The organism is Nocardioides zeicaulis (assembly GCF_042432345.1).
Classification (GTDB): Bacteria; Actinomycetota; Actinomycetes; order Propionibacteriales; family Nocardioidaceae; genus Nocardioides; species Nocardioides zeicaulis.
Genome location: NZ_JBHLXH010000001.1, coordinates 2,075,902 through 2,099,897, shown reverse-complemented (window position 1 = coordinate 2,099,897; position 23,996 = coordinate 2,075,902). Strand labels below are relative to the sequence as shown.

The 23,996-nt window shown below is 71.8% G+C and carries 22 protein-coding genes; 6 read left to right on the top strand and 16 right to left on the bottom strand.

Features of this window, described 5'->3' with window-relative positions; all coding sequences use genetic code 11:
• Positions 1 to 53: 53 nt before the first annotated feature.
• The 12 genes from ACFFJG_RS10275 to ACFFJG_RS10220 all read right to left on the bottom strand — a co-directional run bounded on the left by ACFFJG_RS10275 (position 54) and on the right by ACFFJG_RS10220 (position 12,096).
• A complete protein-coding gene (locus tag ACFFJG_RS10275) occupies positions 54 to 1,799 on the bottom strand; it encodes a methyl-accepting chemotaxis protein (protein WP_378518588.1) in 1,746 nt (581 codons plus the stop codon).
• Between the two features lie 175 nt (positions 1,800 to 1,974).
• Positions 1,975 to 2,478, bottom strand: a complete 504-nt coding sequence (locus ACFFJG_RS10270; RefSeq protein WP_378518587.1) for a hypothetical protein — start codon at positions 2,476 to 2,478, stop codon at positions 1,975 to 1,977.
• Complete coding sequence (locus ACFFJG_RS10265) at positions 2,475 to 2,837, bottom strand: response regulator (RefSeq protein ID WP_378518586.1); 363 nt, start codon at positions 2,835 to 2,837, stop codon at positions 2,475 to 2,477. The genes ACFFJG_RS10270 and ACFFJG_RS10265 overlap by 4 nt, the downstream gene beginning before the upstream one ends.
• Positions 2,834 to 3,319, bottom strand: coding sequence for a chemotaxis protein CheX (locus ACFFJG_RS10260; RefSeq protein ID WP_378518584.1), 486 nt, complete (start codon positions 3,317 to 3,319; stop codon positions 2,834 to 2,836). The genes ACFFJG_RS10265 and ACFFJG_RS10260 overlap by 4 nt, the downstream gene beginning before the upstream one ends.
• On the bottom strand, positions 3,316 to 3,705 hold the full coding sequence (locus ACFFJG_RS10255; RefSeq protein WP_378518583.1) for a response regulator: 390 nt from the start codon (positions 3,703 to 3,705) through the stop codon (positions 3,316 to 3,318). Before ACFFJG_RS10255 ends, ACFFJG_RS10260 begins: the two co-directional genes overlap by 4 nt.
• Position 3,706: 1 nt before the next feature.
• Entirely contained in the window at positions 3,707 to 4,597 is an 891-nt protein-coding gene (locus ACFFJG_RS10250; RefSeq protein WP_378518582.1) for a CheR family methyltransferase, read from the bottom strand.
• Positions 4,594 to 5,730 (bottom strand): protein-glutamate methylesterase/protein-glutamine glutaminase, encoded by a 1,137-nt coding sequence (locus ACFFJG_RS10245; RefSeq protein WP_378518581.1) that lies wholly within the window; start codon positions 5,728 to 5,730, stop codon positions 4,594 to 4,596. Before ACFFJG_RS10245 ends, ACFFJG_RS10250 begins: the two co-directional genes overlap by 4 nt.
• Positions 5,731 to 5,758: 28 nt before the next feature.
• The gene (locus tag ACFFJG_RS10240; RefSeq protein WP_378518580.1) at positions 5,759 to 7,453 is read right to left on the bottom strand and encodes a methyl-accepting chemotaxis protein; all 1,695 of its coding nucleotides are present in this window, start codon (positions 7,451 to 7,453) and stop codon (positions 5,759 to 5,761) included.
• Positions 7,454 to 7,552: 99 nt separating this feature from the next.
• Positions 7,553 to 7,984, bottom strand: a complete 432-nt coding sequence (locus ACFFJG_RS10235) for a chemotaxis protein CheW (protein WP_378518579.1) — start codon at positions 7,982 to 7,984, stop codon at positions 7,553 to 7,555.
• An 8-nt stretch (positions 7,985 to 7,992) separates the two neighbouring features.
• Positions 7,993 to 10,275 carry a chemotaxis protein CheA gene (locus tag ACFFJG_RS10230; RefSeq protein ID WP_378518578.1) on the bottom strand — a complete coding sequence of 761 codons (2,283 nt, stop codon included), beginning with the start codon at positions 10,273 to 10,275 and terminating at the stop codon, positions 7,993 to 7,995.
• Between the two features lie 369 nt (positions 10,276 to 10,644).
• Positions 10,645 to 11,121 (bottom strand): hypothetical protein, encoded by a 477-nt coding sequence (locus ACFFJG_RS10225; RefSeq protein ID WP_378518577.1) that lies wholly within the window; start codon positions 11,119 to 11,121, stop codon positions 10,645 to 10,647.
• 501 nt (positions 11,122 to 11,622) lie between these two features.
• Positions 11,623 to 12,096, bottom strand: coding sequence for a hypothetical protein (locus ACFFJG_RS10220; RefSeq protein WP_378518576.1), 474 nt, complete (start codon positions 12,094 to 12,096; stop codon positions 11,623 to 11,625).
• Positions 12,097 to 12,177: 81 nt separating this feature from the next.
• Between ACFFJG_RS10220 and ACFFJG_RS10215 the strand changes: the two genes are divergently transcribed.
• Entirely contained in the window at positions 12,178 to 12,663 is a 486-nt protein-coding gene (locus ACFFJG_RS10215; RefSeq protein ID WP_378518575.1) for a hypothetical protein, read from the top strand.
• On the opposite strand, the gene ACFFJG_RS10210 is transcribed toward ACFFJG_RS10215, so the two are convergent.
• From ACFFJG_RS10210 to ACFFJG_RS10200, 3 genes are all read right to left on the bottom strand, one after another.
• Complete coding sequence (locus tag ACFFJG_RS10210) at positions 12,612 to 12,887, bottom strand: hypothetical protein (protein ID WP_378518574.1); 276 nt, start codon at positions 12,885 to 12,887, stop codon at positions 12,612 to 12,614. The genes ACFFJG_RS10215 and ACFFJG_RS10210 overlap by 52 nt on opposite strands.
• 9 nt (positions 12,888 to 12,896) lie before the next feature.
• Positions 12,897 to 13,934 (bottom strand): NAD(P)-dependent alcohol dehydrogenase, encoded by a 1,038-nt coding sequence (locus ACFFJG_RS10205; RefSeq protein WP_378518573.1) that lies wholly within the window; start codon positions 13,932 to 13,934, stop codon positions 12,897 to 12,899.
• A gap of 70 nt (positions 13,935 to 14,004) precedes the next feature.
• Positions 14,005 to 14,706: a DJ-1/PfpI family protein gene (locus tag ACFFJG_RS10200; protein ID WP_378518572.1), complete on the bottom strand. Its 702-nt coding sequence runs from the start codon at positions 14,704 to 14,706 to the stop codon at positions 14,005 to 14,007.
• A 154-nt stretch (positions 14,707 to 14,860) separates the two neighbouring features.
• Between ACFFJG_RS10200 and ACFFJG_RS10195 the strand changes: the two genes are divergently transcribed.
• The 3 genes from ACFFJG_RS10195 (at position 14,861) to ACFFJG_RS10185 (ending at position 20,788) form a co-directional block, all read left to right on the top strand.
• A complete protein-coding gene (locus tag ACFFJG_RS10195) occupies positions 14,861 to 17,602 on the top strand; it encodes a helix-turn-helix transcriptional regulator (protein ID WP_378518571.1) in 2,742 nt (913 codons plus the stop codon).
• A 462-nt stretch (positions 17,603 to 18,064) separates the two neighbouring features.
• Positions 18,065 to 19,099 carry an alpha/beta fold hydrolase gene (locus ACFFJG_RS10190; protein WP_378518570.1) on the top strand — a complete coding sequence of 345 codons (1,035 nt, stop codon included), beginning with the start codon at positions 18,065 to 18,067 and terminating at the stop codon, positions 19,097 to 19,099.
• A gap of 255 nt (positions 19,100 to 19,354) precedes the next feature.
• The gene (locus ACFFJG_RS10185) at positions 19,355 to 20,788 is read left to right on the top strand and encodes an MFS transporter (RefSeq protein WP_378518569.1); all 1,434 of its coding nucleotides are present in this window, start codon (positions 19,355 to 19,357) and stop codon (positions 20,786 to 20,788) included.
• 117 nt (positions 20,789 to 20,905) lie between these two features.
• On the opposite strand, the gene ACFFJG_RS10180 is transcribed toward ACFFJG_RS10185, so the two are convergent.
• Entirely contained in the window at positions 20,906 to 21,061 is a 156-nt protein-coding gene (locus tag ACFFJG_RS10180) for a hypothetical protein (protein ID WP_378518568.1), read from the bottom strand.
• Positions 21,062 to 21,261: 200 nt separating this feature from the next.
• Between ACFFJG_RS10180 and ACFFJG_RS10175 the strand changes: the two genes are divergently transcribed.
• Together ACFFJG_RS10175 and ACFFJG_RS10170 are read left to right on the top strand one after the other, a co-directional pair.
• On the top strand, positions 21,262 to 22,725 hold the full coding sequence (locus tag ACFFJG_RS10175; RefSeq protein WP_378518566.1) for an MFS transporter: 1,464 nt from the start codon (positions 21,262 to 21,264) through the stop codon (positions 22,723 to 22,725).
• Positions 22,725 to 23,996: DJ-1/PfpI family protein (locus tag ACFFJG_RS10170; protein ID WP_378518565.1), on the top strand; the 1,272-nt coding region annotated here is incomplete at its 3' end. The genes ACFFJG_RS10175 and ACFFJG_RS10170, both read left to right, overlap by 1 nt.

Genomic DNA, 23,996 nt, shown 5'->3' with positions numbered 1-23,996 from the left:
GGCACGAGCATGCCAGCGGCCGCACCGGCGCGCGGTGCCCCCAGGGGTGGGTGTCAGTAGCTGAACTGACCCACGAGCGAGCGCATCGTCGCGGCCATCCGGGCCAGCTCCTCGGCCGCCTGGCTCGTGGAGTCGGCCGCGGCCTGGGTGTCGGAGGCGCTGCGGGCGACGCCGACGACGTTGTGGGCGATCTCGGTCGACCCGGTGGCCGCCTGGGCGACGTTGCGGCTCATCTCGTTGGTGGTGGCGGTCTGCTCCTCCACCGCCGAGGCGATGGTGGCCTGGGTGTCGTTGATCTGGCCGATGATCTCGGCGATCTCCGCGATCGCGGCGACGACCGCGCCGGTGTCCTCCTGGATGGCCTGGATCCGGCGGCTGATGTCCTCGGTGGCGGTGCTCGTCTCCTGCGCGAGGTCCTTGACCTCGTTGGCGACGACCGCGAAGCCCTTGCCGGCCTCGCCGGCGCGGGCGGCCTCGATGGTGGCGTTGAGGGCGAGCAGGTTGGTCTGCTGCGCGATCGAGGTGATCACCTTGACCACGTTGCCGACCTCGGTCGAGGAGTCGCCGAGCTTGGCGACCGTCCGGTGCGTCGACTCCGCCACCTGCACCGCCTGGGCGGCCACCGAGGCGGCGTTCGCGGCGTTGGCGGCGATCTCGCGGATCGAGGCCGACATCTCCTCGGTGCCGGTGGCGACCGTCTGCACGTTGCGCGAGACCTCGTCGGCCGCGGCCGAGACCAGGCCGGCCTGCGACGACGACTCCGACGCCGCACCGCTCATCTCGCCCGAGACGGCCGAGAGCTCCTCGGACGCCGACGCCAGCGACTGGGCGTTGGCGTCCATCTGGCCCATCGTCGAGGACAGCCGCTCGAGCACGGCGTTGAGCGCGACGCCCATCCGGCCGACCTCGTCGGCGGAGCTGACCTCCAGCCGGCGGTCGAGGCGTCCCCCGGCCACGTCCTCCAGCACCTCCACGGTGCGCACGAGCGGGCGCGACACCAGGCGGCCGATCCCGAGCGCCAGGGCGATGCCGAGCAGCGCGGCCACCGCGACGAGCGCGAGGATCACGTCGCGGGCGTGCTGGTAGGACGTACGGGCGTCGGCGATCGCCTGCTCGGCGGCCTTGGTCTCGACGACCTTGAGGGCCTCGAGCGCCTGGGTGGAGGCCTCCTGGGTGCGCTTGAGGTCGGTGTTCATCGCGGCGACGCCCTGGGCCACCTCGCCCGAGGCGAGCAGGGGCAGCACCTTCTCGTCACGGGCGTCGCGGTAGCTCGCGATGGCGGCGTCGAAGGCCGCCCGTCCGTCCTCGCGCCCGGGGGCGTCGGCGGAGGTGTAGAGCCGCCACGACTGGTCCATGAGCTGGTCCTCGCGCATCACACCCGCCGAGACGTCGCTGACCGAGCGCGCGGTGGAGTTGAGGGCGAAGTCGTCGAGCGCGCGGGTCATCGCGGAGAGGTGGTCGCCGGTCTCCGAGAGCCACAGGGTGGCCTGGAGGCTGTCGCGGTACATCGACTCGAGGTGGTCCTGGGAGGCCGCGAGCCGGGTGATCCCGACGGCTCCGACGCCGACCATCATCACGACGAGCGCGAGGTAGCCGAGGAGCAGCTTGCGGGCGGTCGGCAGGTCGCGGAAGCGGAAGCGCAGGCGCCCGGGCCGGCGGAGCGCCACGCGGCGGCGCCGGGGAGCACCGGCGTCGTCGGGACCTCCCCCGGCGACGACGTCGTCGGTGACCGTCGCGCCGGGGTACGTCCCGGCGTGCTCGGGCGTCCCGAGCGCGGGCGGGTCGGTCAGCGTGGTCATCGGCTTCCTCCGGGTCTGCCGCCCGCGGGTGGGCGAGGCATCGAGGTCAGGCGGTGGCGCCTGGGCGGGTGCAGCGGGGCGTGCAGCGGGGCGTGCAGCGGGGGCGTGCGGTGCGACGGCGCGGGGCCGGTTGCTCCTGGCGGGAGCACCGGCCCCACGGACGCCGGCCGGCGGGTCAGCGGATGCCGACGACGGACAGGCGTCCCTTGCCGTAGAGCGGGATGGTGACGGTGAGGTCGAGCCGGCGTCCGGTGGTCTCGGCGTCGATGACGACCTGGGAGTGCGGCCACGCGTCGACGTGGTGCACGGTCTCCAGGCGCGTGTGCGGTCGACCGGCGCCGTTGAGCAGCGCGGCCATGACGTTGAGGACCTCGAAGAGGTTCTCCTTCAGCATCGGGGAGAGCTCGCGCTCGTCGATGGCGTCGCTGGCCCCGCCGGCGGGCATCAGGCCCACGGCGGCGGCGGACCAGGCCGAGAGCGCGAAGTCCATGACCGCGACCACCCGCGTGGTGCCCTGGTCGTCGACGTAGACCGCGAAGGTCGAGCCCATCGAGGCGTCGCCGGCGAACGGGTCGGCCGGCGCGACCTCGACGTCACGGCCGAGCAGGTCGGTGAGGAGCTCGCGCACCTCGAGGGCGTTGGGGACGCGGGCCATCTCCGCGAGCAGGTCGGTGCTCACGCGACCACCGCGTCCAGCTCGTCGCGGAAGGAGTCGGCGGTGAACGGCTTGGCGATGAGGAAGAGGGCGCCGGACGACTTGGCGCGCTCGACCATCTCCGGGGTGCCCTCGGAGGTGACGAAGCCGAAGGGCACCTGGTCGCCGCTGGCACGCAGCGCGCGCAGCAGGTCGATGCCGTTCATCTCGGGCATGTTCCAGTCCGAGAGGACCAGGTCGGGCGACTCGCTGCGCACCAGCTCGAGGGCCACGGCGCCGTTCTCCGCCTCGACGATGTCGTGGCCGGAGTAGCCGGCCTGGCGGAGGGTGCGGATCACGATCTGCCGCATGACGCGGCTGTCGTCGGCGATGAGGATCTTCATGGGGTGCTCCTGTGCTCATGGGCGGGGTCATGGTCGGGGTCGGCTCCCCAGACACGGACGTGGACGGGGTGGCCGGCCCACCAGAGCTCGGTCTGGCAGATCTCGACGCGGGTGCTGTCCCCGAGGTCACCGTCCGTGACCTCGGGCAGGCCGAGGACGCTGCCCTCGACCAGCAGGCTCTTGACGTTGCCGCCGAGGACGTTGACGAGCTCGCCGACGGCGTCGGTCACGTCCTCCTCGGTGACCTCGTCGAGGAGCAGCATGCGGCGGGTCAGGTCGTGGGCGGCGGCGCGGGACACCTCGAGGGTGATCACCCCGTTCCACTCGCCGCGGACCGCCACGGAGGCGCGGACGCGTCCGTCGGCCTGCTCCTCGCGGACGACACCGGCGGGGCCGTCGACGAGGAAGGCCGCCAGCACGTCCGCCCCGAGGAGCTGGAGGTCCTCGGGCGTCACCGGTGACTCGGGCACGTAGGTGCTCATGCGACACCTCTCTGGGGGTTGAGGCCGAGGTAGTCGATCTTGTCGACGAACGCCTCGACCGAGAACGGCTTGATGAGGTACTCGTGGGCACCGGCAGCGAGGGCACGGACGATCTGGCCCTGCTCGGCCTCGGTCGTGACCATCATCAGCGTGAGGTCGCGCAGCCTCGGGTCCTTGCGGGTCGCCTGCACGAACTCCAGGCCGTTCATCACCGGCATGTTCCAGTCGACGGTGGCGAGGGTCGGCAGGTCGTCGAGGTTGTCGGCCAGGACGTCGAGGGCCGCCTGGCCGTCGCCGGCCTGGAGCACCTCGTAGCCCAGCTGCTGCAGCTGGCGCGCCAGCATCAGCCGCATGGTGCGGGAGTCGTCGATCACCAGAGCTCGCATGTCAGATCGCTTCCTGTCGGGTCGGCATGCTGAACGCCGGCGCGGGACGGGTCGGGGCCCCGGCGGAGCTGGCCGGGGGTCGGGGTCGGTTGAGGGTGAGCCGGCCGACGGGCTGGCGGTGCCAGGTCTCGTCGACCCCGAGAGTCGTCTCCGCGCCCCCCAGGAAGAGGTATCCGTCGGGGGACATGACCTGCCGGACGCGCTGGAGCACCGAGCGCTTGGTGGGCTGGTCGAAGTAGATGAGGACGTTGCGGAGGAACACCAGGTCGAAGACCGGCATGGGCGGAAAGGCCGTGGCGAGGTTCATCGTCTGCGCGCGCACCATCGAGCGCAGCTGGTCGGAGACCTGCCACTGGGTGCCGGCGCGCTGGAAGTGCTTGACCATGAGCGGCGCGGGGAGCCCGCGGCCGATCTCGAGCTGGCTGTAGCGCCCCTCCTTGGTGCGCTGCACCATGCTGGGCGCGATGTCGGTGGCCACGATCTCGACCTGGAAGCCGCGCGAGACGACGTGCTCCTGGAGCAGCATCGCGATCGTGTAGGCCTCCTGGCCGCTCGAGCACGCGGCGGACCAGACGGTGATCTTGCGCCGGGCTGCGTTGCGGGCCAGCAGGTCGGGGATGACCTGCGCGACCAGGACGTCGAAGGGCTCGCGGTCGCGGAACCACGACGTCTCGTTGGTGGTGAGCGCCTCGACGACCGCGGCGCGGCCGGTGAAGCCACCGGGCGTCTGGAGGTGCGCGACGTACGCGTCGAGGTTCGCGAAGCCACCGGCGCGGGCCAGGGGCTGCAGCCGGGCCTCGACCAGGTACTCCTTGCCGGTCTCGAGGACGATCGCGGCCTCGCGGCGCACCAGCTCCGAGACGTAGGCGAACGAGCGGGGGGACAGGTTCATGCGAGGGCTGCCTCTCGGGGGGCAAAGGGATGGTGGCGTCCGTGGCGGACGCGCTCGACGATGGCCGGACCGATGCGGTCCAGCGGCAGGACCTGCGCCGGGACGCCGACGTCGACCACGGCGCGGGGCATGCCCCACACCACGGAGGTCGCCTCGTCCTGCACGATCGCGGACCCGCCGGCGGCGACGACGCCCGCCGATCCGCTGGCGCCGTCGGATCCCATCCCCGTGAGCACGACGGCCAGGACGTTGCCGCCCCAGGTCTCCACGACCGACCGGAACATCACGTCCACGGCAGGGCGGCAGTAGTTCTCCGGCGTCCCCTGGTCCAGGGTGGCGACGGGCGTCACGGACCGGGTGGGCGAGCCCCGGAACCGCAGGTGGTGGTCGCCGGGGGCGATGAGCACCCGGCCGGCGGTGACGGCGTCGCCCGCCACGGCCTCGGAGACGCGCAGCGGCACCTTGCCGTTGAGCCGGTCGGCGAACTGCCGGGTGAAGACCGGCGGCATGTGCTGCACCACCACGACCGGGACCGGGAGGTCGGCGGGCAGCGCGGCGAGCACGGCCGCGAGGGCGTCGGGCCCGCCGGTGGACGACCCGATGGCCACGACGTCCACCCGACCCGACGGGCGCGGTGCCGCGGCGACCGCGACGGGCGGGCGGACGGCGAGGACGGGCGCAGCGGGCCGGTACGGCGACGCCGCACGCGGGTTGCTCGCGATCCCGGCGCACAGGCTGTGGATGCGCGGCAGCAGCTGGTTGCGCACCGCCTCCATCGACGCGGTCACGCTGCCGACGTTGGCCGGCTTGGTGACGTAGTCGCTGGCGCCGAGCTCGAGGGCGTCGAGCGTCGCGGTCGCCCCACGCTCGGTGAGCGTGGAGAACATCACGATCGGCAGGCGCGGGTGGTCCTTGCGCAGGTGGCGCAGGGTCTCCAGGCCGTCCATGACCGGCATCTCGATGTCGAGCGTGACCAGGTCGGGGTTGACCTGGTCGATCTTGGCGATCGCGACCCGGCCGTTCGCCGCCGTGCCGACCACCTCGACCGCCGGGTCAGCGGCCAGCGCGTCGCTGACCAGCCGGCGCACGACGACCGAGTCGTCGACGACCAGCACCCTGATCCGCCTCGTCATGGGGGTCCCTCTCCTCGTCCGGCCGGTCTCAGTAGCGGAACTGGCCGACGAGGGAGCGCATGGTCGAGGCCATCCGGGCCAGCTCGTCCGCAGCCTGGCTGGTGGAGTTCGCCGCGGCCTGGGTGTCGGAGGCGCTGCGCGCCACACCCGTCACGTTCATCGCGATGTCCGCCGACCCCGTCGCCGCCTCCGCCACGTTGCGGCTCATCTCGTTCGTCGTCGCGGTCTGCTCCTCCACCGCCGAGGCGATCGTGGCCTGCGTGTCGTTGATCTGGCCGATGATCTCGGCGATCTCCGCGATCGCGTCCACCGCGGCCTGGGTGTCGGCCTGGATCGCCTCGATCCGGCGCCCGATGTCCTCGGTCGCCTTCCCCGTCTCCTGCGCCAGCTCCTTGACCTCGTTGGCGACGACCGCGAAGCCCTTGCCGGCCTCGCCGGCACGCGCCGCCTCGATGGTGGCGTTCAGCGCCAGCAGGTTGGTCTGCTCCGCGATCGAGTTGATCACCTTGATCACGTTGCCGACCTCGGCCGAGGAGTCGCCCAGCTTCGCCACGGTGGCGTTGGTGGACTCCGCGACGACGACGGCCTGCGCGGCCACCGACGCGGCGTTGGAGGCGTTCGCGGCGATCTCGCGGATCGAGGCCGACATCTCCTCGGTGCCCGTGGCGACGGTCTGCACGTTGCGCGAGACCTGCTCGGCAGCCGCCGAGACCAGACCCGCCTGCGACGACGACTCCGACGCCGACCCCGACATCTCACCCGAGACCGCCGAGAGCTCCTCCGACGCCGACGCCAACGACTGCGCGTTCGCGTCCATCTGACCCATCGTGGAGGACAGCCGGTCCAGCACGGCGTTGAGCGCGACGCCCATCCGACCGACCTCGTCCATGGAGTCGACCTCGAGACGACGGTCGAGGTTGCCGTCGGCGACGTGCTCGAGGAGCTCCACGGTGCGCGAGAGACGGCGCACCATGGCGCGGGCGATCCAGGTCGCGAGCGCGATGCCGAGCAGCAGGCCGAGCAGCGCGACGACGACCATCTGCGTCCGGGCCCGCGACTGGGCGGCCTCCGCGTCGGCGTCGAGCGTCGACAGCTGGCTGTCGGCGACGGCCCGCAGCTCCTCCAGCGAGCTGTCGAGGTCGTGGTTGGCGTTGATCACGGCCTGCTCGGAGAGGGCGGGGCCCTCGCCGTCGGTCGCGTCGGCGATGAAGGCGTCGACGGCGTCGTAGTAGGTGGCGGCCGTGGTGTCGAGGTCGGCGAGGGCGTCCTCCATCTCGGCCGGGACGTCGAGGCCCTGCAGGGTGGCGATCACGTCCTGGGCGCTGGCGATGTCGTCCGCGGCATCGGTGACCGCGGCCTGCGCGCTGCCGCCGGGGATCAGCGAGCGGAAGGCGTCGGCCTTGATCTCGCTGTTGCGGTTGTCGAGGTGGAACAGCTCCGCCGAGGCCAGCTGGACCTGCTCGTAGACGCTGGCGTCGTCGGTGGCGGTGCTGGTCGCCTTCACCGAGACACCGAGCAGCACGACCGAGGGCAGCAGGCACACGACGGTGAGCAGGCCGAGCTTGCGGGCGGTCGACAGGTCGGCGGTCATCTTCCGGAAGCGGCCACCCTCCCGCTCGGGCGAGGCGGCCGGTGCCGGACGACCGGCGTCCGGGGCCTGGCCGACGGTCGGGTGGGCGACGTCGGGCACGGTGTGGGCCGGCGGCGGGGCGAGCAAGGTCATGGGATCTCCGGGGGAGGGGGAGCCACGGAGGGGCTCCGGAGCGGGATGGGTGGGTCGGGTGGCCGGGTGCCGGCCGGGGGGCGGTGCGCCCCCGGATGGTCAGGAGGCGACCGGGACCTCGACGGCCCGGGCGGCGTCGAGGAGCAGCATCAGGGCGCCGTCGAGCTTGCAGACCCGGGTCACCAGGCCGCGGATCGAGACCGGCACCGTGTCCGGCGGCGCCTCGAAGGCGTCGCGGGAGGGCTCGAGCACGTCGCCGATCTCGTCGACGACCAGGCTCACCGCCCCGCCGTCGGCCGTCTTGACGACCACGTTGACGGCGGGCGCGTCCGGGTCGCGCGGCGGGAGGCCGAGGCGGGCGCGCAGCTCGAGCGAGGTCACGATCTGGCCGCGCAGGTTGAGCAGGCCGGCGATCTCCGTCGGCGCCAGCGGCACCGTGGTGAGGTCCTGCGAGCGCAGGACCTCCTGCACGGAGGACACCGGCACGCCGAACACGTGGCCGTCGAGGGAGAAGGTGCAGTACTGGGACATGGGGGCTCCTACGCCGACCAGGCCAGGCGGTCGGCCGGGAGTCCGGCGAAGACCTGGGCGATGTCGACGAGCTCGGTGACGTGGCCCGACACGACGGCCGAGCCGTCGCCGCCGGTGGAGTCGAGCGGGGTACGGGTGTCGAGGGCGGTCTCGACGATGTCGTGGATCGCGGAGACCACCACGCCCGCGCGCTGCTCGCCCTGGCGGCACACGACCACCTGCAGCGTCGACAGTCCGGGGTGGCCGCCGTCCCCGTGCAGGACGTGGTCGAGGCGCACCAGCGGCAGGATCTGGCCGCGGTACTGCACGACCTCGTGGTGACCGGCCCGCTCGACCCGACCGCGCTCGATCTCCTCGAGCCGGTCGACCGCGGCGACCGGGATCGCCGCGCGGCGCCCGTCGCCGAGCTCCACCAGGAGCAGCGAGGCGACGTCCTCGTCGCCGTCCGTGGCGCCCGCACCCGCGAGGCCGAGCTCGGACTCCGGGGTCATGCCGGCCCGGCGGGCCAGGGCGGTCGCGTCGAGGATGAGCGCGACGGCGCCGTCGCCCATGATCGTGGCGCCGGCGTAGAGCGGCAGGTGGCGCAGCTGGTGGCCCAGCGGCTTCACGACGATCTCCTCGGTGTCGAGGATGTCGTCGACGACCAGGCCGTACTGCTGGTTGTCGGCCTTGAGCACCACGACGTACGTCGTCTCGCGCTCCACCGCGGGCAGGTCGAGCTGCTCGCGCAGGTCGACGAGCGGCAGGAGGCGACCGCGCAGCCGGTAGACCGGCGAGCCGTGGACGGTCTCGATGGCGGTGGCGGCCTGCGCGGCATCGAGGCGCACGAGCTCGAGCAGGTTGACCTGCGGGATCGCGAAGCGGTTGCCGTTGGCGGCGACGACCAGCGCCGGGATGATCGCCAGCGTCAGCGGGATCCGGATCCGGACCGTCGTGCCCTCCCCCACCTCGCTGGTGAGGTCGATGGCGCCGCCGATCTTCTCGATGTTGGTGCGCACCACGTCCATGCCGACGCCGCGGCCCGAGACGTTGGTGACGCCCTCGGCGGTCGAGAAGCCGGGGGTGAAGATGAGGTTGACGGCCTCGTGGTCGTTGAGGCGGGTGGCGGTCTCGCGGTCGAGGAGGCCCTTGCTGACCGCCTTCTCGCGCAGCTTGGCCGGGTCGATGCCGGCGCCGTCGTCGCGGATCTCGATGTTGACCTGGCCGCCCTCGTGGAACGCGCGCATCGACAGCGTGCCCTGCGCGGGCTTGCCCTTCGCGATGCGCGCCTCGGGGGTCTCGATGCCGTGGTCGATGCTGTTGCGCACCAGGTGCGTCAGCGGGTCGCGGACGGCCTCGAGGATGGTCTTGTCGAGCTCGGTCTCGCGACCGCGCATGTCGAGCTCCACGTTCTTGCCGAGCTGGACCGACAGGTCCCGCACGACGCGCGGCAGCTTGCTCCACAGCGTGTCGATCTGCTGGAGGCGCATCTTCATCACGCCCTCCTGCAGCTCGCCGGCGACGAGGTTGAGGCGGTGCGTGGTGCGGGCCAGCTCGACGTCCTCGCGGGACGCGACGCGCTGGAGCATCTGGTTGCGGGTGAGCACCAGCTCGCCCACCAGGTTCATGAGGGAGTCGAGCAGCGACACGTCCACGCGGATCGTGCTGTCGGCCACCGACTTGCGGGCCTCGCCCGGCTCCTCGTGGTGCTCGGCCGCGGCGGGCGCGGGCACGGCTGCGGGAACGGGTGCCGGCAGGGGCACGACCTCGAGGGGCGCGTGCGTCGCGGCCTCGATGACCGCGGCGACCTCGGCGAGCACCTCCCCGGCGTGCTCGCCGAGGTCCGTCCCGGGCTCCGCGGCGTCGTCCTCGGGCTCCGCGACGGCCGCAGCGGGGGCGGCCGTGGGGGCGGGGTCGTCCGGCAGCTGTCCGTCGAGGACCGCCGAGAGGCGCGCGACGAGGTCGTCGTAGGTCTCGGTGCCCTCGCCGCCCTCGTGCTCGATGTTGGTCAGCAGGGCGCGCACGGCGTCCACGACCTCGAGCAGCAGGCTGGTCAGGCCCGGCGTCAGCGACAGCTCACCGTCGCGGAGCCGTGCGAGCAGGCTCTCCCCGACGTGGGTCACCGACTCCAGGATCGAGAAGGCGAGGAACCCGCTCGTGCCCTTGATCGTGTGGATCGTGCGGAACACGCTCGCCAGCAGTGCTGTCGAGGAGGGGTCGCGCTCGAGCGCGATCAGGTCGCGGTCGAGCTGGTCGAGGTTCTCGTGACTCTCGACCAGGAACTCGCCGATGATCTCGTCGAGGCCGTCCATGGCATCCAACGTGGGCTCCGTCCCTACGGGTATGGCTTGTCCCCCGTCGAATCGGCCCGGCACGGACCCGGCTGAGGCACGGCGGCCGATACCCCCCGTTCGGGCCATGCCGCACCACCCGTCCGGGCCATCCCGGCTGTGGCGGCGCTGCCGTACGGCGGCGTGCTCGGGCGGGCGCGGGGCCCGCGTCCGGGCCCGGCCCCGGGAACGACGAAGGCCCCGGATCGGTGATCCGGGGCCTTCGAGGTGGTGGTGCGCGAGGGGGGAGTTCCCATCCGAGCGGTGGAAGGTCTGCCACTCAAGGGGTGCAACCACCGGCCCCCGCGCTGACGACGGAGGTCACGTCGTCAGTGTCGGAACGACCTGAGCTCACCCGACAGCTGATGCGGCACGCGCGAGGAGACGCTCCATGCGAGACAGGTCTGGCACGACCGCGAGACCAGGTGACTGATCCCCCTGGGGTGTCGTGTCCGTGGACGATGGGACGGCGGTGCCGGCCGCTACGGCCGACGCGTGCTGGTACATCCCGGCGAGGACCTTCAACTTCTCGATGTCGTCCGGCGGCGAGTTCAGCAGTCGGCTCAGGATGAGATCGCTCTGCATCTGGGTGTTCGTCCGCCCTGCGTCGCTGACGCCGGCCGACGCCTTCCTCGTTTCCGCGTCGAGGCGCCGGGCTTCGGCGTCGGTGCGCTTCGCATCGGCGTCCCCACGGGCTCGGATGATGGCTGCCCTGCCATGCACGACTGCCGCGGGGGCGGCGACGAGGCTGGCGAGGGCAGCGGCGAGGCTGGCGAGGGCAGCGACGTACGGCGTGTGAGTCAGCGCCGTAAGGATCTCGTTGGTCATCGCAGGTCGGCCTTCCATGTCGCGTCCGCGTCGTGGAGCACACTGGGGCGGATCGCGTTGCTTGTGGGGGACGGTGGCCGAGTCGAGCCCCGGCCGGGGTCATCCCCCTTCACCATGCGCAACCGTCCGACGGTCAGCGGACGAGTCGCGGACGCACGTCCGCGCCGACGTTGACTGTTCGGGTTCATGGCTCCGCCTCTCGACCGCTTCCCGCTGCTCGACGTCCCGCACCGAGCGCACGGGAAAGACGCCGGGCATCTTGGGCGCCGAGGAGGGCTACCGTCGCGTTGTGACCCAGGCCACAGGCTTGTGGCCGGTTGGGCTCGAGCTCGATGCGCTCCCTGACGTCGGTCGGTAGGCCCCTGGGTGCCGCCTCGGCGGAGCGCATGCCGGCCCAGCACGTGTCCGCGGACTAGGTCCGTGACAGCTTGTCGCGACATCCAGCCGGGCCGGCGCCCCCGTTCGCCGGCTGCGAGACCGGGTGGACCGTGGGAGACGTCCTCACGGCCGCGCCACGTGCGCGGTGTCCTTGGTGCGCGCGGCCTCCATGCCAGCGTCGGTCACGGTCTCAACGAACGCGCGACTGAAGTACCGACCTCCGGTGACCAGCCCTCCATGGATGAGGCGAGAGACCGTCGAGTCGAACTCGGAGCTCGTGAACCCCAAGGCGGTGGGAAGGTCCTGGGCGTCGAACGGGTCGCGTCCCGACGCCTGGATGACCGCGAAAGCATGAAGGACTTGCCGGTCACGTACAGCGTCGTCAACGTGCGCGGCGTCCACGCCGCCAGGCGCATCCGCATCGAGAAGCCACGGCCACTCGGACACGTCGCCGAGAAAGCGCCGCAGTCCCGGGGAGTGGTCGTAGAGCCATCGTCCGATCCGCTTGGCCTCGGCGAGCTCGGCCTGCAGGGCCGCAACATCGACGTCATCGCCTTGGACGGGCTGGCTCTTCGAGTGGCCGTCGTTGCTGTCCATGTCGGGACGCTAGCCGCCACCACCGACATCGCCCTGCGGAGAACCGGTTGGATGCACACGATCGTGGGTAGCGTTCCGGGCATGTCGGAGGCGGACGACGAGTGGATCACCATCCGGGCCGCCGCACGCCTCTTGTCCACGCACCCGTCGAACGTGCCGAAGTTGACGCGCCGTCAGTTGTTGCACCCGCGACGAGAGCGCTCGAGCCTGCGGAAGTCCGAAGTGCTGGCGTTGCGGGACGCGCGCGCCGAGGCCGCTCGCCTTCGGGCGCTGCCGAAGCCTGACCCTGAACCGCCTGCCGAGCCCACGCCACCGAACAGCGAGCACGACTGGGTGCGCGCGGAGGTCGTCGCTGAGGTTCTCGGGGTGCAGCCGGCCGCCGTTCGTCAGCGGACGCGACGAGGCCGACTCCCGCACGTGGTCGGCACGGACGGCGTGGTGTGGTACCAAGTCGCGCAGGTCGAGGCCACAGTCAGGGCGCAGGTACTCACCAAGAGTCGTGATGTCGAGTTGCTTCAGACGGCCGGACTCAACACGGGCGTTAGGAGGAGGGCCAGTCGCGCGTGAGGTGTTCGTACAGAGCGGTCGCAGAAGAGGATCTGCGGGTTGACTCCTTCCGACCCTGGTCCACTACCGCGCAGGCTGATGGCGACCAGGTCAGTGCCGGCGTCCATGAGCTTCGCGAGGCGCTTGGCGGTGCCCCTAGGCACGTACCTCGAGAATTCGGCCTGCATGGCCGCGACGTCGACGGACTCGTCGCTCTGCTCGGCGTCCTGATGCTCGGTGCCCATGCAGGGACGCTAGCCGCGGCCGCTGATGACGACCGCGACCTTCCCGCGAACCTCGCCGCGCGCGAGGTGCCGCATCGCGTCGGCGGCCTTCTCAAGCGGGTAGGTCCGGTCGAGGACGGGGTCAAGCTGACCGGCTTCGATGAGGGTGGTGAGGCGCTCGTAGTGGTTCGCGTGTTCGCGGGCGAGGAGGGGTACGAGTTGCTGACCGACGAACGGCGACAGCATGGCCCCGCGGATCTGGCGGTGCATGCCGACGAGGGCGCCGGCGTTCTCTCCGCCGACGAACACGGCGGTCCCGCGTGGGGTGAGGGCGCGGCGGAGTTGGCGAATGGAGGGGTTGCCGGCGACGTCGATGATGAGGTCCCACTGGCGGGTGCCGTCGGCCCAGTCGTCGTGCGGGTAGGTGAGGACGTGGTGGGCGCCGATGGCTCGGACGTAGTCGGTCTTGGCGGGGCTGCTGACACCGGTGACCTCGGCTCCCAGAGCGCGGGCGATCTGAACGGCGTAGCTGCCGACGCCGCCTGAGGCGCCGGTGACGAGGACGGTCTGGCCAGGCTGGAGACGCCCCGCACCGGTGACGGCTTGGAGCGCGGTGCCGCCGGAGATGGGTACGACGGCGGCTTGAGCGAACGACACGTCGGCGGGCTTGCGGGTCAGCTTGTCCGGGGTGGTGAGGGCGTACTCGGCGAACGAGCCGGGGGCGACGCCGTACACCTCGTCGCCGACCGTGAACCCGTCGACGCCAGCTCCGACTTCAGCGACGATGCCGGCGACGTCCCTCCCTGGAACGGGGTTCTTGGGGCGGCGAAGTCCCCTGGCGAGGCGCACGGCGTACGGCTTTCCCGTGAGGAGGTGCTCGGTGCCGCGGTCGAGGCCGGCGGCGCGGACGCGCACGAGTACCTGCCCGTCGCCGGCGACGGGCCGCTGCACGTGGGCGGGGTAGAGGACGTCTGCGTTGCCGTAGCGGTCCTGGGTGATGGCGCGCATCGTGCCGGGTCGGGGGTTTGCCGAAGCCATGGTGTTGTCGGCGGGGGTGTCGGTGCTCATGCCTTCGTCCTTGTCTGCTGGCGCGGTGGGTCGGGGTTGGGTGGGTTGGTCTTGGCGTGGGGGCGGGTGGTCAGACGGGGGGCATGGGGTCGTACTGGATGTCGCGTCGGACTTCTTGGGCGCGGTTGGTGCCGGCGAGGCGGGCGACGAGGTGGAGGGCCATGTCGATGCCGGCGCTTACTCCGGCGCTGGTGATGAGGTCTCCGTCGTCGACGAAGCGAGACCGGACGTCGGTGATGACGGTGGGGTCGAGCTCAGCGAGGTGGTTGAGGGAGGCCCAGTGGGTGGTGGCTGGCCTGTTGGTGAGGAGGCCGGCGGCGGCGTAGACGAGGCTGCCGGTGCATACCGAGGCCATCAGCGGCACTCGGCGGCGGGCTTTGCGGATCCAGTCGAGGTGTTCCGGGTCGTTCAGCATCGGTCGGGTGCCTTTCCCGCCGGGGTGGATGAGGACGTCGAGTTGGGGTGCGGTCTTGGTCGAGTGGTGGGCTCCGAGCATGAGGGACTTCGCTCCGACGACGGGTCCTCCGTGGGCGGACATGCAGAACACGTCCCATCCGTCGTTGGGGTGTTCGCGGGTCCAGTTCGACAGCACTTCCCACGGCCCGACGGCGTCCAGTTCCTCGACTCCGTCGAAGACCAGCAGACCGATCTGGCGGCGTCTCGCGGTCTCGTCGCGGTCCGATGTCTGCGGGTCAGCCGAAGCGATGACGGTGGGCGCGTTGCCGGCGCGCGTGCCGCTGTCGGTAGTGGCAGAGGTGAGGTGGGGGTGCATTAGTGGGCTCCAGGTGGTGGACCTTCTCGGGGCCGAGTGCCTCCGAGCGTGAGTCCGAGCCTGCTGCGGATGATGCCGGGTCGCCCCGGCAAAACCGCCGGGGTTGGTCCGGTCCATCCCTGCGGCCGCCGCCGGTCGGTTGTACGTTCGTGCCGTGCTGGTCGGCCGGGACCCCGAGCGGGCGCTCCTGGGAGCGCTCGTCGAGCAGGCACGCGACGGCGCGGCCGGAACCGTGGTGGTCCGCGGCGACCCGGGTGTCGGGAAGTCCGCGCTCCTCGACGCTCTCGCCGCCGACGCTTCAGACGTCACCCTTCTTCGCACCCAGGGGCTCGAAGCCGAGGCTCCGCTGCCGTTCGCGGCCCTGCACCGCCTACTGCTACCGCTGACGCGGTTGCGCGACGAGCTACCGGCGCCGCAGGCGCGTGCGCTGCGGGTGGCGTTCGGCGAGGAGGACGGTCCGTCGGTGGAGCCGTTCTTGGTGGGGGTCGCGACGTTGTCGCTGCTCACCTCAGCCGGGGAGGAGGCGCCGGTGTTGTGCATCGTCGACGACGCCCACTGGCTCGACCCGGCGTCGATCGGAGCGCTGCTGTTCTGTGGCCGCCGCCTGGGCGCGGACCGGGTGGCGATGCTGTTCGCGGCCCGTGAGGACGGTGCTTCGCGGTTCGAGGCCCCGGGGCTTCGCGAGATCGTGCTGAGTGGGCTGGACGACGACGCGAGTCGCGCTCTTCTCGTCCGCCACCTCGGCGAATCGGCAGCTGAAGGGGTTGTCGCGCGGCTGGTGGACGAGTCACGCGGCAACCCGCTGGCGCTCCTCGAGCTCCCGCACGAGCTCGACGCCGCCCAGCTCACCGGCGCGTCCGCGCTGCCGGCCCACCTGCACCTCACCCAACGCGTCGAGCAGGCATTCCTCGACCGGAGCCGCCGGCTCTCCGAACCCGCCCAGCAGGTCCTCCTTCTGGCCGCCGCCGACGACTCGGGCCGTCTCAACGTCGTCCGCGCCGCCGCCCGACGGCTCGACCTCGACGACCTCGCGCTTCGCGCCGCCGTGGACTCAGGACTCCTCGTGCAGTCCGACCACACGGTGGCACTGCGGCACCCCCTCGTCCGGTCCGCGGTCTACCAGGCCGCACCGGACGACGCGCGACGCCGCGCACACCGCGCGTTGGGCGAGGCGCTGAGCCGCGCCGGGGAGGCAGACCGTGCCGTGTGGCACCGTGCGTTCGCTGTGAACGACAGTCACGACGACCTCCATGACCATCTTCAGGAGGACCTGGTCGACGCGCTCGCCGACGTCGGCTCCCGGTCCCAGAGACGCGGTGGGTACGTCGCTGCGCTCGCCGCGTACGAGCGCGCCGCCGGCCTGTCCAACTTTCCTGCCCGACGGGCGCAGCTGAGCGTTGCGGCCGCTCGCAGCGCCTGGGCGTGCGGTCAGGCGGAGCGAGCCCGCGCACTCCTCGCAGCCGCACGGGAGGTGGCGGATGACCCGGTCGTGCTGTCCGACATTGCCAGTCTTCGCGGACACATCGAGGTCAACATCGGCTCCGCCCCAGAAGGGCACCGGATCTTCGTCGATGCCGCACACGCCGTGTGCGACACCGACCCCGCCCGGGCGTTGCAACTCGGGGTCCTGGCCGCCGTCATGCGTACCTTCGGCGCCGACAGCGGCACACCACTGCGAACCGCAGACCTGCTCGCCGCGACCGCGGGTGACGACTCGGTCCGCACCCGGTGCCTGCGAGCGATGCTGACCTCGATGACCGAGGTCGCCGAGGGACGCTGGGATGCGGCGGTGGGCGCGCTGGACCTCGCCTTCGACCTCGGTGAGGACGTCGACGACCGAGACGTGCTCTGGAACCTCGGAAACGCCGCCCTGCAGCTCGGGCACGACGAAGGCCAGCGCCGGTTCTACTCCCACGCCCTGTCCCGTGCACGCGAGAGCGGAGCGGTGACCGCCGTCATTTACTGCCTCCAACGCCTGTGCTTCGTCCACTTCGCCAGCGGTGACCACCTCGCTGTGCGGGTCAGCGCCGAGGAGGCGCTCAACCTCGGCGAGAGCATCGGCCAGGGGGCCATGACGGCCCTGCCCCTTGCCTGGCTGACGTTGCTCGCGGCCCATCAGGGCAGCGACGACTACGACCAGTTCGCCCACCGGCTCGAGACCGTGGTCGGGGCCTACCCGCTCGGCATCACCGCCGACCCGGTGCACGACCTAACCAGGTGGGCCGCCGCATTGCGGGCCGCCGGGCAAGGGGACACCGCGGGTGCGCTCCACCACTTCACCCGGATCCGCCTCGCCTTCATCGCTCGGATGGTGGCGACCCAGCGGCTCGAAGCGGCCGCGCGGGCCGGCGAGGACACCCAGGTGCAGGCGTGGACCGCGGAGCTCGAGGACTTCGCTGATCAGACGGCGCACCCGTGGGCGCGGTCGGCCGTCGCCTTCGGTCACGCGCTGACCGAGTACGGCGACGTCGAGGACGGCTTCCGTCGTGCGCTCGCGGAAGGCGAGCGGAGCGAACGTCCCGTGGACGTTGCGCGCATCGAGCTCACCTACGGGGAGTCATTGCGTCGCCAGCAGCGCCGCGTCGACGCCCGCCAGCACCTGCGGCACGCGCTCGACACCTTCAGCGACGTCCGCGCCAGCGCGTGGTCGGCACGCGCCGAGCAGGAGCTCCGCGCCTCGGGGGAGACCGCCCGCAAGCGCGACCCGTCCACCCAGCTGCAGCTCACCCCGACGGAGCGAAAGATCGCCCAGCTAGTCAGCTCCGGGATGTCGAACAAAGACGTCGCGGCGCAGTGCTGGATCTCCCCGCGCACCGTCGCGTTCCACCTGCGCAACGTCTTCACCAAGGCGGGCGTCACCTCCCGAGGCGAACTGGCTCAGCTCGACCTCACCTGACCCCGACTCGACGACCTTCCCCCACACGCTTTGTCAGGTCATCCCGGCCATCTGACCGGGGCGACGGTCCGGTCGGCGCGCGCACTCTCAGCAGGACAGTTCCCCAGCTGTGAGAGCGAGAAGCTGATGAGCACCACCCACCCGTCGCCGAGCACCACCGACAGTGCCACCGGCACCCCCGGCACGGCGCCAAGCACGCGCCCCTCAACCGCGCTCGTGGTCGTCTCCCTGGCCGTCGGAGCGGCTGCGGCCGGCGCCCTAACGCTCGGCGTCTTTCCGGGCGCCAGAGAAGGAGTCACCACGGGCCTCGCCCTGCTCGGTTTCGCCCTTGGATGGGCAGTGCTCTACACGCTGGCCGGCAGGACCGGTCGCCCGCAGCGGTGGGCGGTGGTCCCGGCCACCGCCATGGCAGCGGCTGGGTGCGCCCTCATCGCCTCCTCCCCCTCAGACCACACCCTTGGCGTGCTCACCTGGGTCTGGCCGCCGCTCGCGCTCGCGCTCGCAGGATGGACGTTCGTCCAGTCCCGCCGGCACCTCACCGGGGCGGGCCGCTGGCTGGTGGCCGCGACACTGCTGGTGCTCACGGCGGCCGCAGTCGGTGCAGGAGCACGCCAGGTCACCGTCGACCCGTTCGCGGAAGCCAACCCCGCCTCAGGCATGACGGTCTCGGTGCGCGGTCATGACCTTCACATCGACTGCCGCGGTCAGGGCAGCCCGACGGTCGTCCTGTTCAACGGTCTCGGCGAGTTCTCCGCCTCGTGGGCCCGCATCGTCGACGGCACAACACCGACGACCCGCGTGTGCGCCTACGACCGCGCCGGGCAGGGCTGGAGCGACGACGTCGACCAGCCTCAGGACGCGGTGACCGCGGCCGAAGACCTCCACGCCGTCCTCGACGCCGCCGGCGAGAACGGACCCTTCGTCCTCGCGGGTCACTCCATCGGCGGCCCCTACGCCCTCACCTACGCCCACCAGTACCCGGACGAGACCGCCGGGCTGGTGCTGATCGACAGCACCAGCCCCCACCAGTTCACCGCCATCCCCAGCTACCCGGGCACCTACGCCATGCTGCGTCGCATCTACGGCGTCATGCCGAGCTTGGCCCGACTCGGTCTCGGGTCGCTGCTGGCCGGGTCACACCTGCCCGGCGGTGCGGCAGGTGCGGTCGACGACATGAACGCGTCCCCGCGAGGCGGGCGGAACGCTCGCGACGAGGTGTCGATGCTGCCCGAGGTGTTCGCGCAGGCTCAGGCGCTGACCACCTTCGGGAGCCGTCCCCTCGTCGTGTTGACCAGCGCGGACACCGCCCACGACACCGGAGGCTGGACGCATGCGCAGGACCAGCTCGCGGCGCTGTCCAGCAACGTCGTCCACCGCGTTGTAGACGCCAGCCACCAGGGAATGGTCGAGGACCCGGCCGGCGCCTCCGCCTCGATCGAGGCCATCACCTCGGTCGTCCAGGCCGTCCGCAGCCACACCCCGCTCGCGAGGCCCTGACCGACCACCGGTATCCGCCGCACGCCCTACCGCAGGGACCGACGGCGTACCGCCCCGGCTCGCCCGCCCAGCCGAGCGCGCGCAGCCCATCCACGCAGCCCCCTGGCCGTATCCCCCCGCCACATCCCACCCATCACGCAGGAGCCCAACATGTCCCACACACGCCACGGTGCACCGCACCCCGCACGCCAGCCCTCGCCGGTTGCCTCACCGCACGCCGCGCAGCACGCGGTTCATGCTGACCCTCACGCCTCCTTGCACGCCACTGGAGGCCAGGACGACGAGGACGGACCGCGCCGCCCATGGACGGTGCTCGCCGTCGCTCTGGCCGCGCAGATCCTCGTGGTGCTCGACATCTCGGTCGTCAACACCGCGCTCCCCACCATCGGGCACGCCCTCGACATCGACGGCGGCAACCTGCAGTGGCTCGTCACCGCGTACGTGATGATGTCCGGCGGCGGACTGCTCCTCGGCGGACGCATCTCCGACCTGCTCTCGCGCCGCGGCGTGTTCCTCACCGGCCTCACCCTTTTCACCGCCGCGTCCATCCTCAGCGGGTTCGCCGGCTCGACCGGCGAGCTCATCGCCGCCCGCGCCGTCCAAGGACTCAGCGCCGCACTCCTCACCCCGTCTGCGCTGTCGCTCATCACCACCACCTACGCCGGCGCACAGCGCAGGGCCGCGCTCGCCCTGTGGGGAGCCGTCGGAAGCCTCGGCGTCGCCGCAGGCGTCCTGCTCGGCGGAGCCGTCACGACCTGGACGTCGTGGCAGTTCATCTTCTGGATCAACGGCCCCATCGGTGTCATCGCGCTCATCGTCGGCACCCGCACCATCGCCAAGGAGCAGGTCGCCCGTCCCCAGCTCACCGACCTCGACCTTCCCGGCGCCAGCGCGGTCATCGGCGGACTCGTCGCACTGACCTACGCGCTGGGAGCGACCGCCACGCACGGCTGGTGGTCAGCCCACACCGTCTTCGCCATGGCGGTCTCGGCCGTCCTCCTGGTGGCGTTCCTGACCATCGAGCGACGCGCCGACAAGCCGCTGTTCCCTCCGCACGTGTGGAAGCTCAAGGCCCTCGTGTCCGGCACGGCCGTGATGCTCGGCATCACCGGCCTCCTGGTCGGTTCCGTGTTCCTGACCTCGATCTTCGTGCAGACCGTGCTTGGCTACTCGGCGCTGAAGACCGGGGTGGCGTTCCTGCCCTTCGCGCTCGCCATCACCGCCGGCACCATCCTCGCCCGGCACCTGCTCGCTCACGCGGCACCGCGCGTCGTCGCCGGCGTCGGTCTCCTCATCACCGCAGGCGCCGCCGTGCTGCTGTCCATCGCGGGACCCGACGCCGGCTACGCCGTCGACCTGCTCCCCGGCCTGATCATCATGGGCGTCGGCGTCGGCATGGTCTTCGTGCCCGTGTCGGTCACGTCGATGGCCGGCATCCCCGCCTCGCACGCCGGCGTGGCGTCCGGGTTCCTGATGACCGGACACGAGGTCGGAGCCGCGCTCGGTGTGGCCGTCCTGTCCGCGGTGGCCAGCACCGCCGGGTCGCTCGCGACGGCGGACGGGGCCGCCGACGCCTTCAGCAGGGGCTTCACCTGCGCCGCCGCCATCGCAGCGGTCGTTGCCGCCTACGCCCTGTGGCGGATGCCCGCACAGCGCGTCACCGGCGCCATCGGCCACATGCACCAGTGACCGGTGTCGCGGACCCGACCCCCCACCTCGACCCGGCCACGGCAAGGCCCAACCCTGGCCATTCGACCGGTTCGAGCACGCCGGGTCCGCGACATCTTGAAGACATCAACCCACCCACTACGACACGCAGGCGGTGAGCACCATGTACAGCAGCTCCTGGACCGGCAGGACCGCAACAACCACCATGACGACGTCCACCACGACCACGTTCAGCATGACGATGTCCGGGACGACCGCACCGACGCACAAGATGGCGGCGACCGTCTTCAGCATCTCGGGAACGTCAGGGAGGCCCAGCCGGCCGGCCGCCGACGCAGGGCGCGAGCGGTGCTGGTGCGGTCAGGACATGGACGTCGTCCACGGCACCCACTGCCCCCGGTGCGGCACCACGCGCACGGCACGAGTGGGGGCGCGCGGCGAGGCCCGAGGCGGAGCAGTCCTGGCCCGCCTCGCGGCCTGAAGGGCGTGACACCATGACTGCCACCACCGGCCGCACGGAACCGCACGCGGCTTCAGCCGCCGCTGAGCCCACCGGCTCGGGTCAGCAGCGCCGGCAGCCGCTCGCGCTCGCGCTCCTCGTCTCAGCGCAGTTCCTGGTCATGCTCGACACCTCTATCGTCAACGTGGCCCTGCCGTCCATCCAGTCCGAGCTCGGGTTCGGGCCGGCTCAGCTGACGTGGGTCGTGAACGCCTACGTGCTCGCCTTCGCCGGGCTGCTGCTCCTCTCCGGCCGGGCGTCCGACTTGTTCGGCCGCCGGCGCCTGTTCACCACCGGCGCCGGCCTCTTCACCCTGGGAACCCTTCTCGCAGCGCTCGCGGCAGGTCCCGTCATGCTCATCGGCGGCCGGGTCGTCCAAGGCATCGGCGCTGCCGCCCTGAGCCCCGCCGCCATGTCCCTGCTGCTCGCCACCTTCCCCGCCGCGCAGCGCGCCCGGGCGATGGGCGCCTGGGGTGCCGCGTCCACCCTCGGCGGCGCGACCGGCGTCGTCACCGGCGGCCTCCTCGCCGGCAACCTCGGCTGGCGAGCGGTCTTCCTCGTGACCGTCCCTGTCTCGGTAGCGGCGATCCTGCTCGCGCGGCGCGTCCTCGCGGCCGACTCGGTCACCGGGCGTCGTTCGCTCGACTGGGTCGGTGCGGCGCTGGCCACCGGAGCCGTCATCACGCTCGTGCACGGTGCCGTCGACGCCGTCGACCACGCGTGGACCTCGCCGCGCGTCCTCGGCCTGTTCGGCACCTCAGTGGTCCTTGGGGCAGCGTTCGTGACTTTGGAGCGCCGGGCCGTCGACCCGATCGTCCCGCTCGAGGTGTTCGTCTCGCGCATGGCGCGCCGTGGGGTGGCCCTGGCGCTGTTCGGGGGAGCGACTCGTGGATCCACCTTCGTGCTTGTCGCTCTGTACCTGCAGCAGGTCCTCGCCATGCCGCCCGAACAGGCGGGTATCGCCATGGTCCCCACCTCGCTGACCGGGTTCGCCGTCTCCCTCGCCGTCCTCCCGCGCGCGTTGAAGGCCTTCGGTCCCCTCCGCACCCTCGTGCTCGGCCTGGTCCTCCTTGCCAGCGGTCAGATGTGGCTCGCCTACGCTCCCCAGGACTTCGGCTACGCGCTGGAGGTCCTCCCCGGCCTGCTCCTCGTCGCGACCGGAGTGGCGCTCAGCTTCACTCCATCCACCATGGTCGTGGCTGCCTCGATGCCTGCCTCCCACACCGGCCTGGCCTCCGGCCTCGCGTCTGCTTCCATGCAGGTCGGCGGCGCTCTCGGGACCGCCGCGTTCATCGTCATCGGTGCGTCAGCCGCCCCGACCACCGGAGCACTCGACGGCCCCGGGTTCACCGCAGCGTTCACCGCGGGAGCCGTCGTCGCGCTCGCTACCGCTGCCCTCGGCTGGCGCACCCTTGGCAGCGGGCGCACCGGCGCCCGTCACGGGGAGGGTGACCTGTGATGCGGGTCCGACGGATCGTCGCTGCGACGTTTCGCACGACGCTGTTCACGGTCCTTGCGGTCCTCACACTGGGAGGGCTCGGCCTTGCCGGCGCCCGCGTCACCGCAGCCCAGGGCCACCTCGAGCACACCCCGTACGACCCTGCCTCGGCCGGAGACGCCGACATGGACCTCCTCCCAACCGGAGCAGGGGCCCGGCCCGCGCGACCCAAGACGTTTGTCGTTGCGGTCATCCTGGGCACGTCTGCCACTGTGGCGACCGACGCGATGGGCCCGTATGAGGTGTTCGCGCGCTCGCCCCGGTTCTCGGTCTACACCGTCGCCCGCGACCCCGGCCCCGCCCCAACGCAGGGGGCACCGTCGATCGTGCCGGACCACACGTTCAGCGACGTCGATGCCCATGCCGAGCTCGCACCAGACGTCGTCGTCGTCCCGGCGGTCGACGACCCCTCCGGCATCGTCGAGCAGGACACCCGCGACTGGGTCGCGCAGCAACACGCGCGTGGCGCGCGCATCCTCAGCGTCTGCGCCGGCGCGATGCTGATGGCCGAGACCGGACTCCTCGACGGTCGCACCGCCACCAGCCACTGGTCGCGCTTGTCCAGCCTGCGCGCCGCCCATCCCGAAACACGCTGGGTGGCCGGGCAACGGTTCGTCCGCGACGGCACCATCACCACCACCGCCGGCATCACCTCCGGCATCCCCGGCGCGCTATCCGTCATCGAAGACCTCGCAGGAGCCGACGAAGCCGGAACGGTCGGCGCACAAGTCGGCTACCCCGGGTGGTCGCCCGACGCCCCCACGGCCATCCCCGTGCAGTCCTGGGCGCTCGCCGACTGGCCCTTCGGCCTGAACACCCTCCTCCCGTGGGGCCGCCCCACCATCGGCATCCAGCTTCAAGACGGCGACGGAGAGATCGATACGGCAGCCCTGTTCGAGGTCTACGCCAACTCCGCCGCAGCGCGAACCGTCGCGCTCAACGACACCGGCGTGGTCCACACCGCCCACGGCATGACGCTCCTGACCCTCACCGAACCGGACGCCCCCAGCGTCGACATCCGTCTGCGACCAGGCGTTCACGGTCCGAGCGGGCGCGCCGGCTTCGACGGTGCTCTCGAGTACCTAGCGGACGTCAGCGGGGCGACGACCGCCCGCTCCGCGGCCAAGATGATCGACTACCCGGTCAGCAGCCTCAACCTCGGCACGAAGGCAACCTCAGCTCGCACCCCTGTCCTCGCAGCTACAGCGGTCCTGCTCGCCATCGGTGTGGGA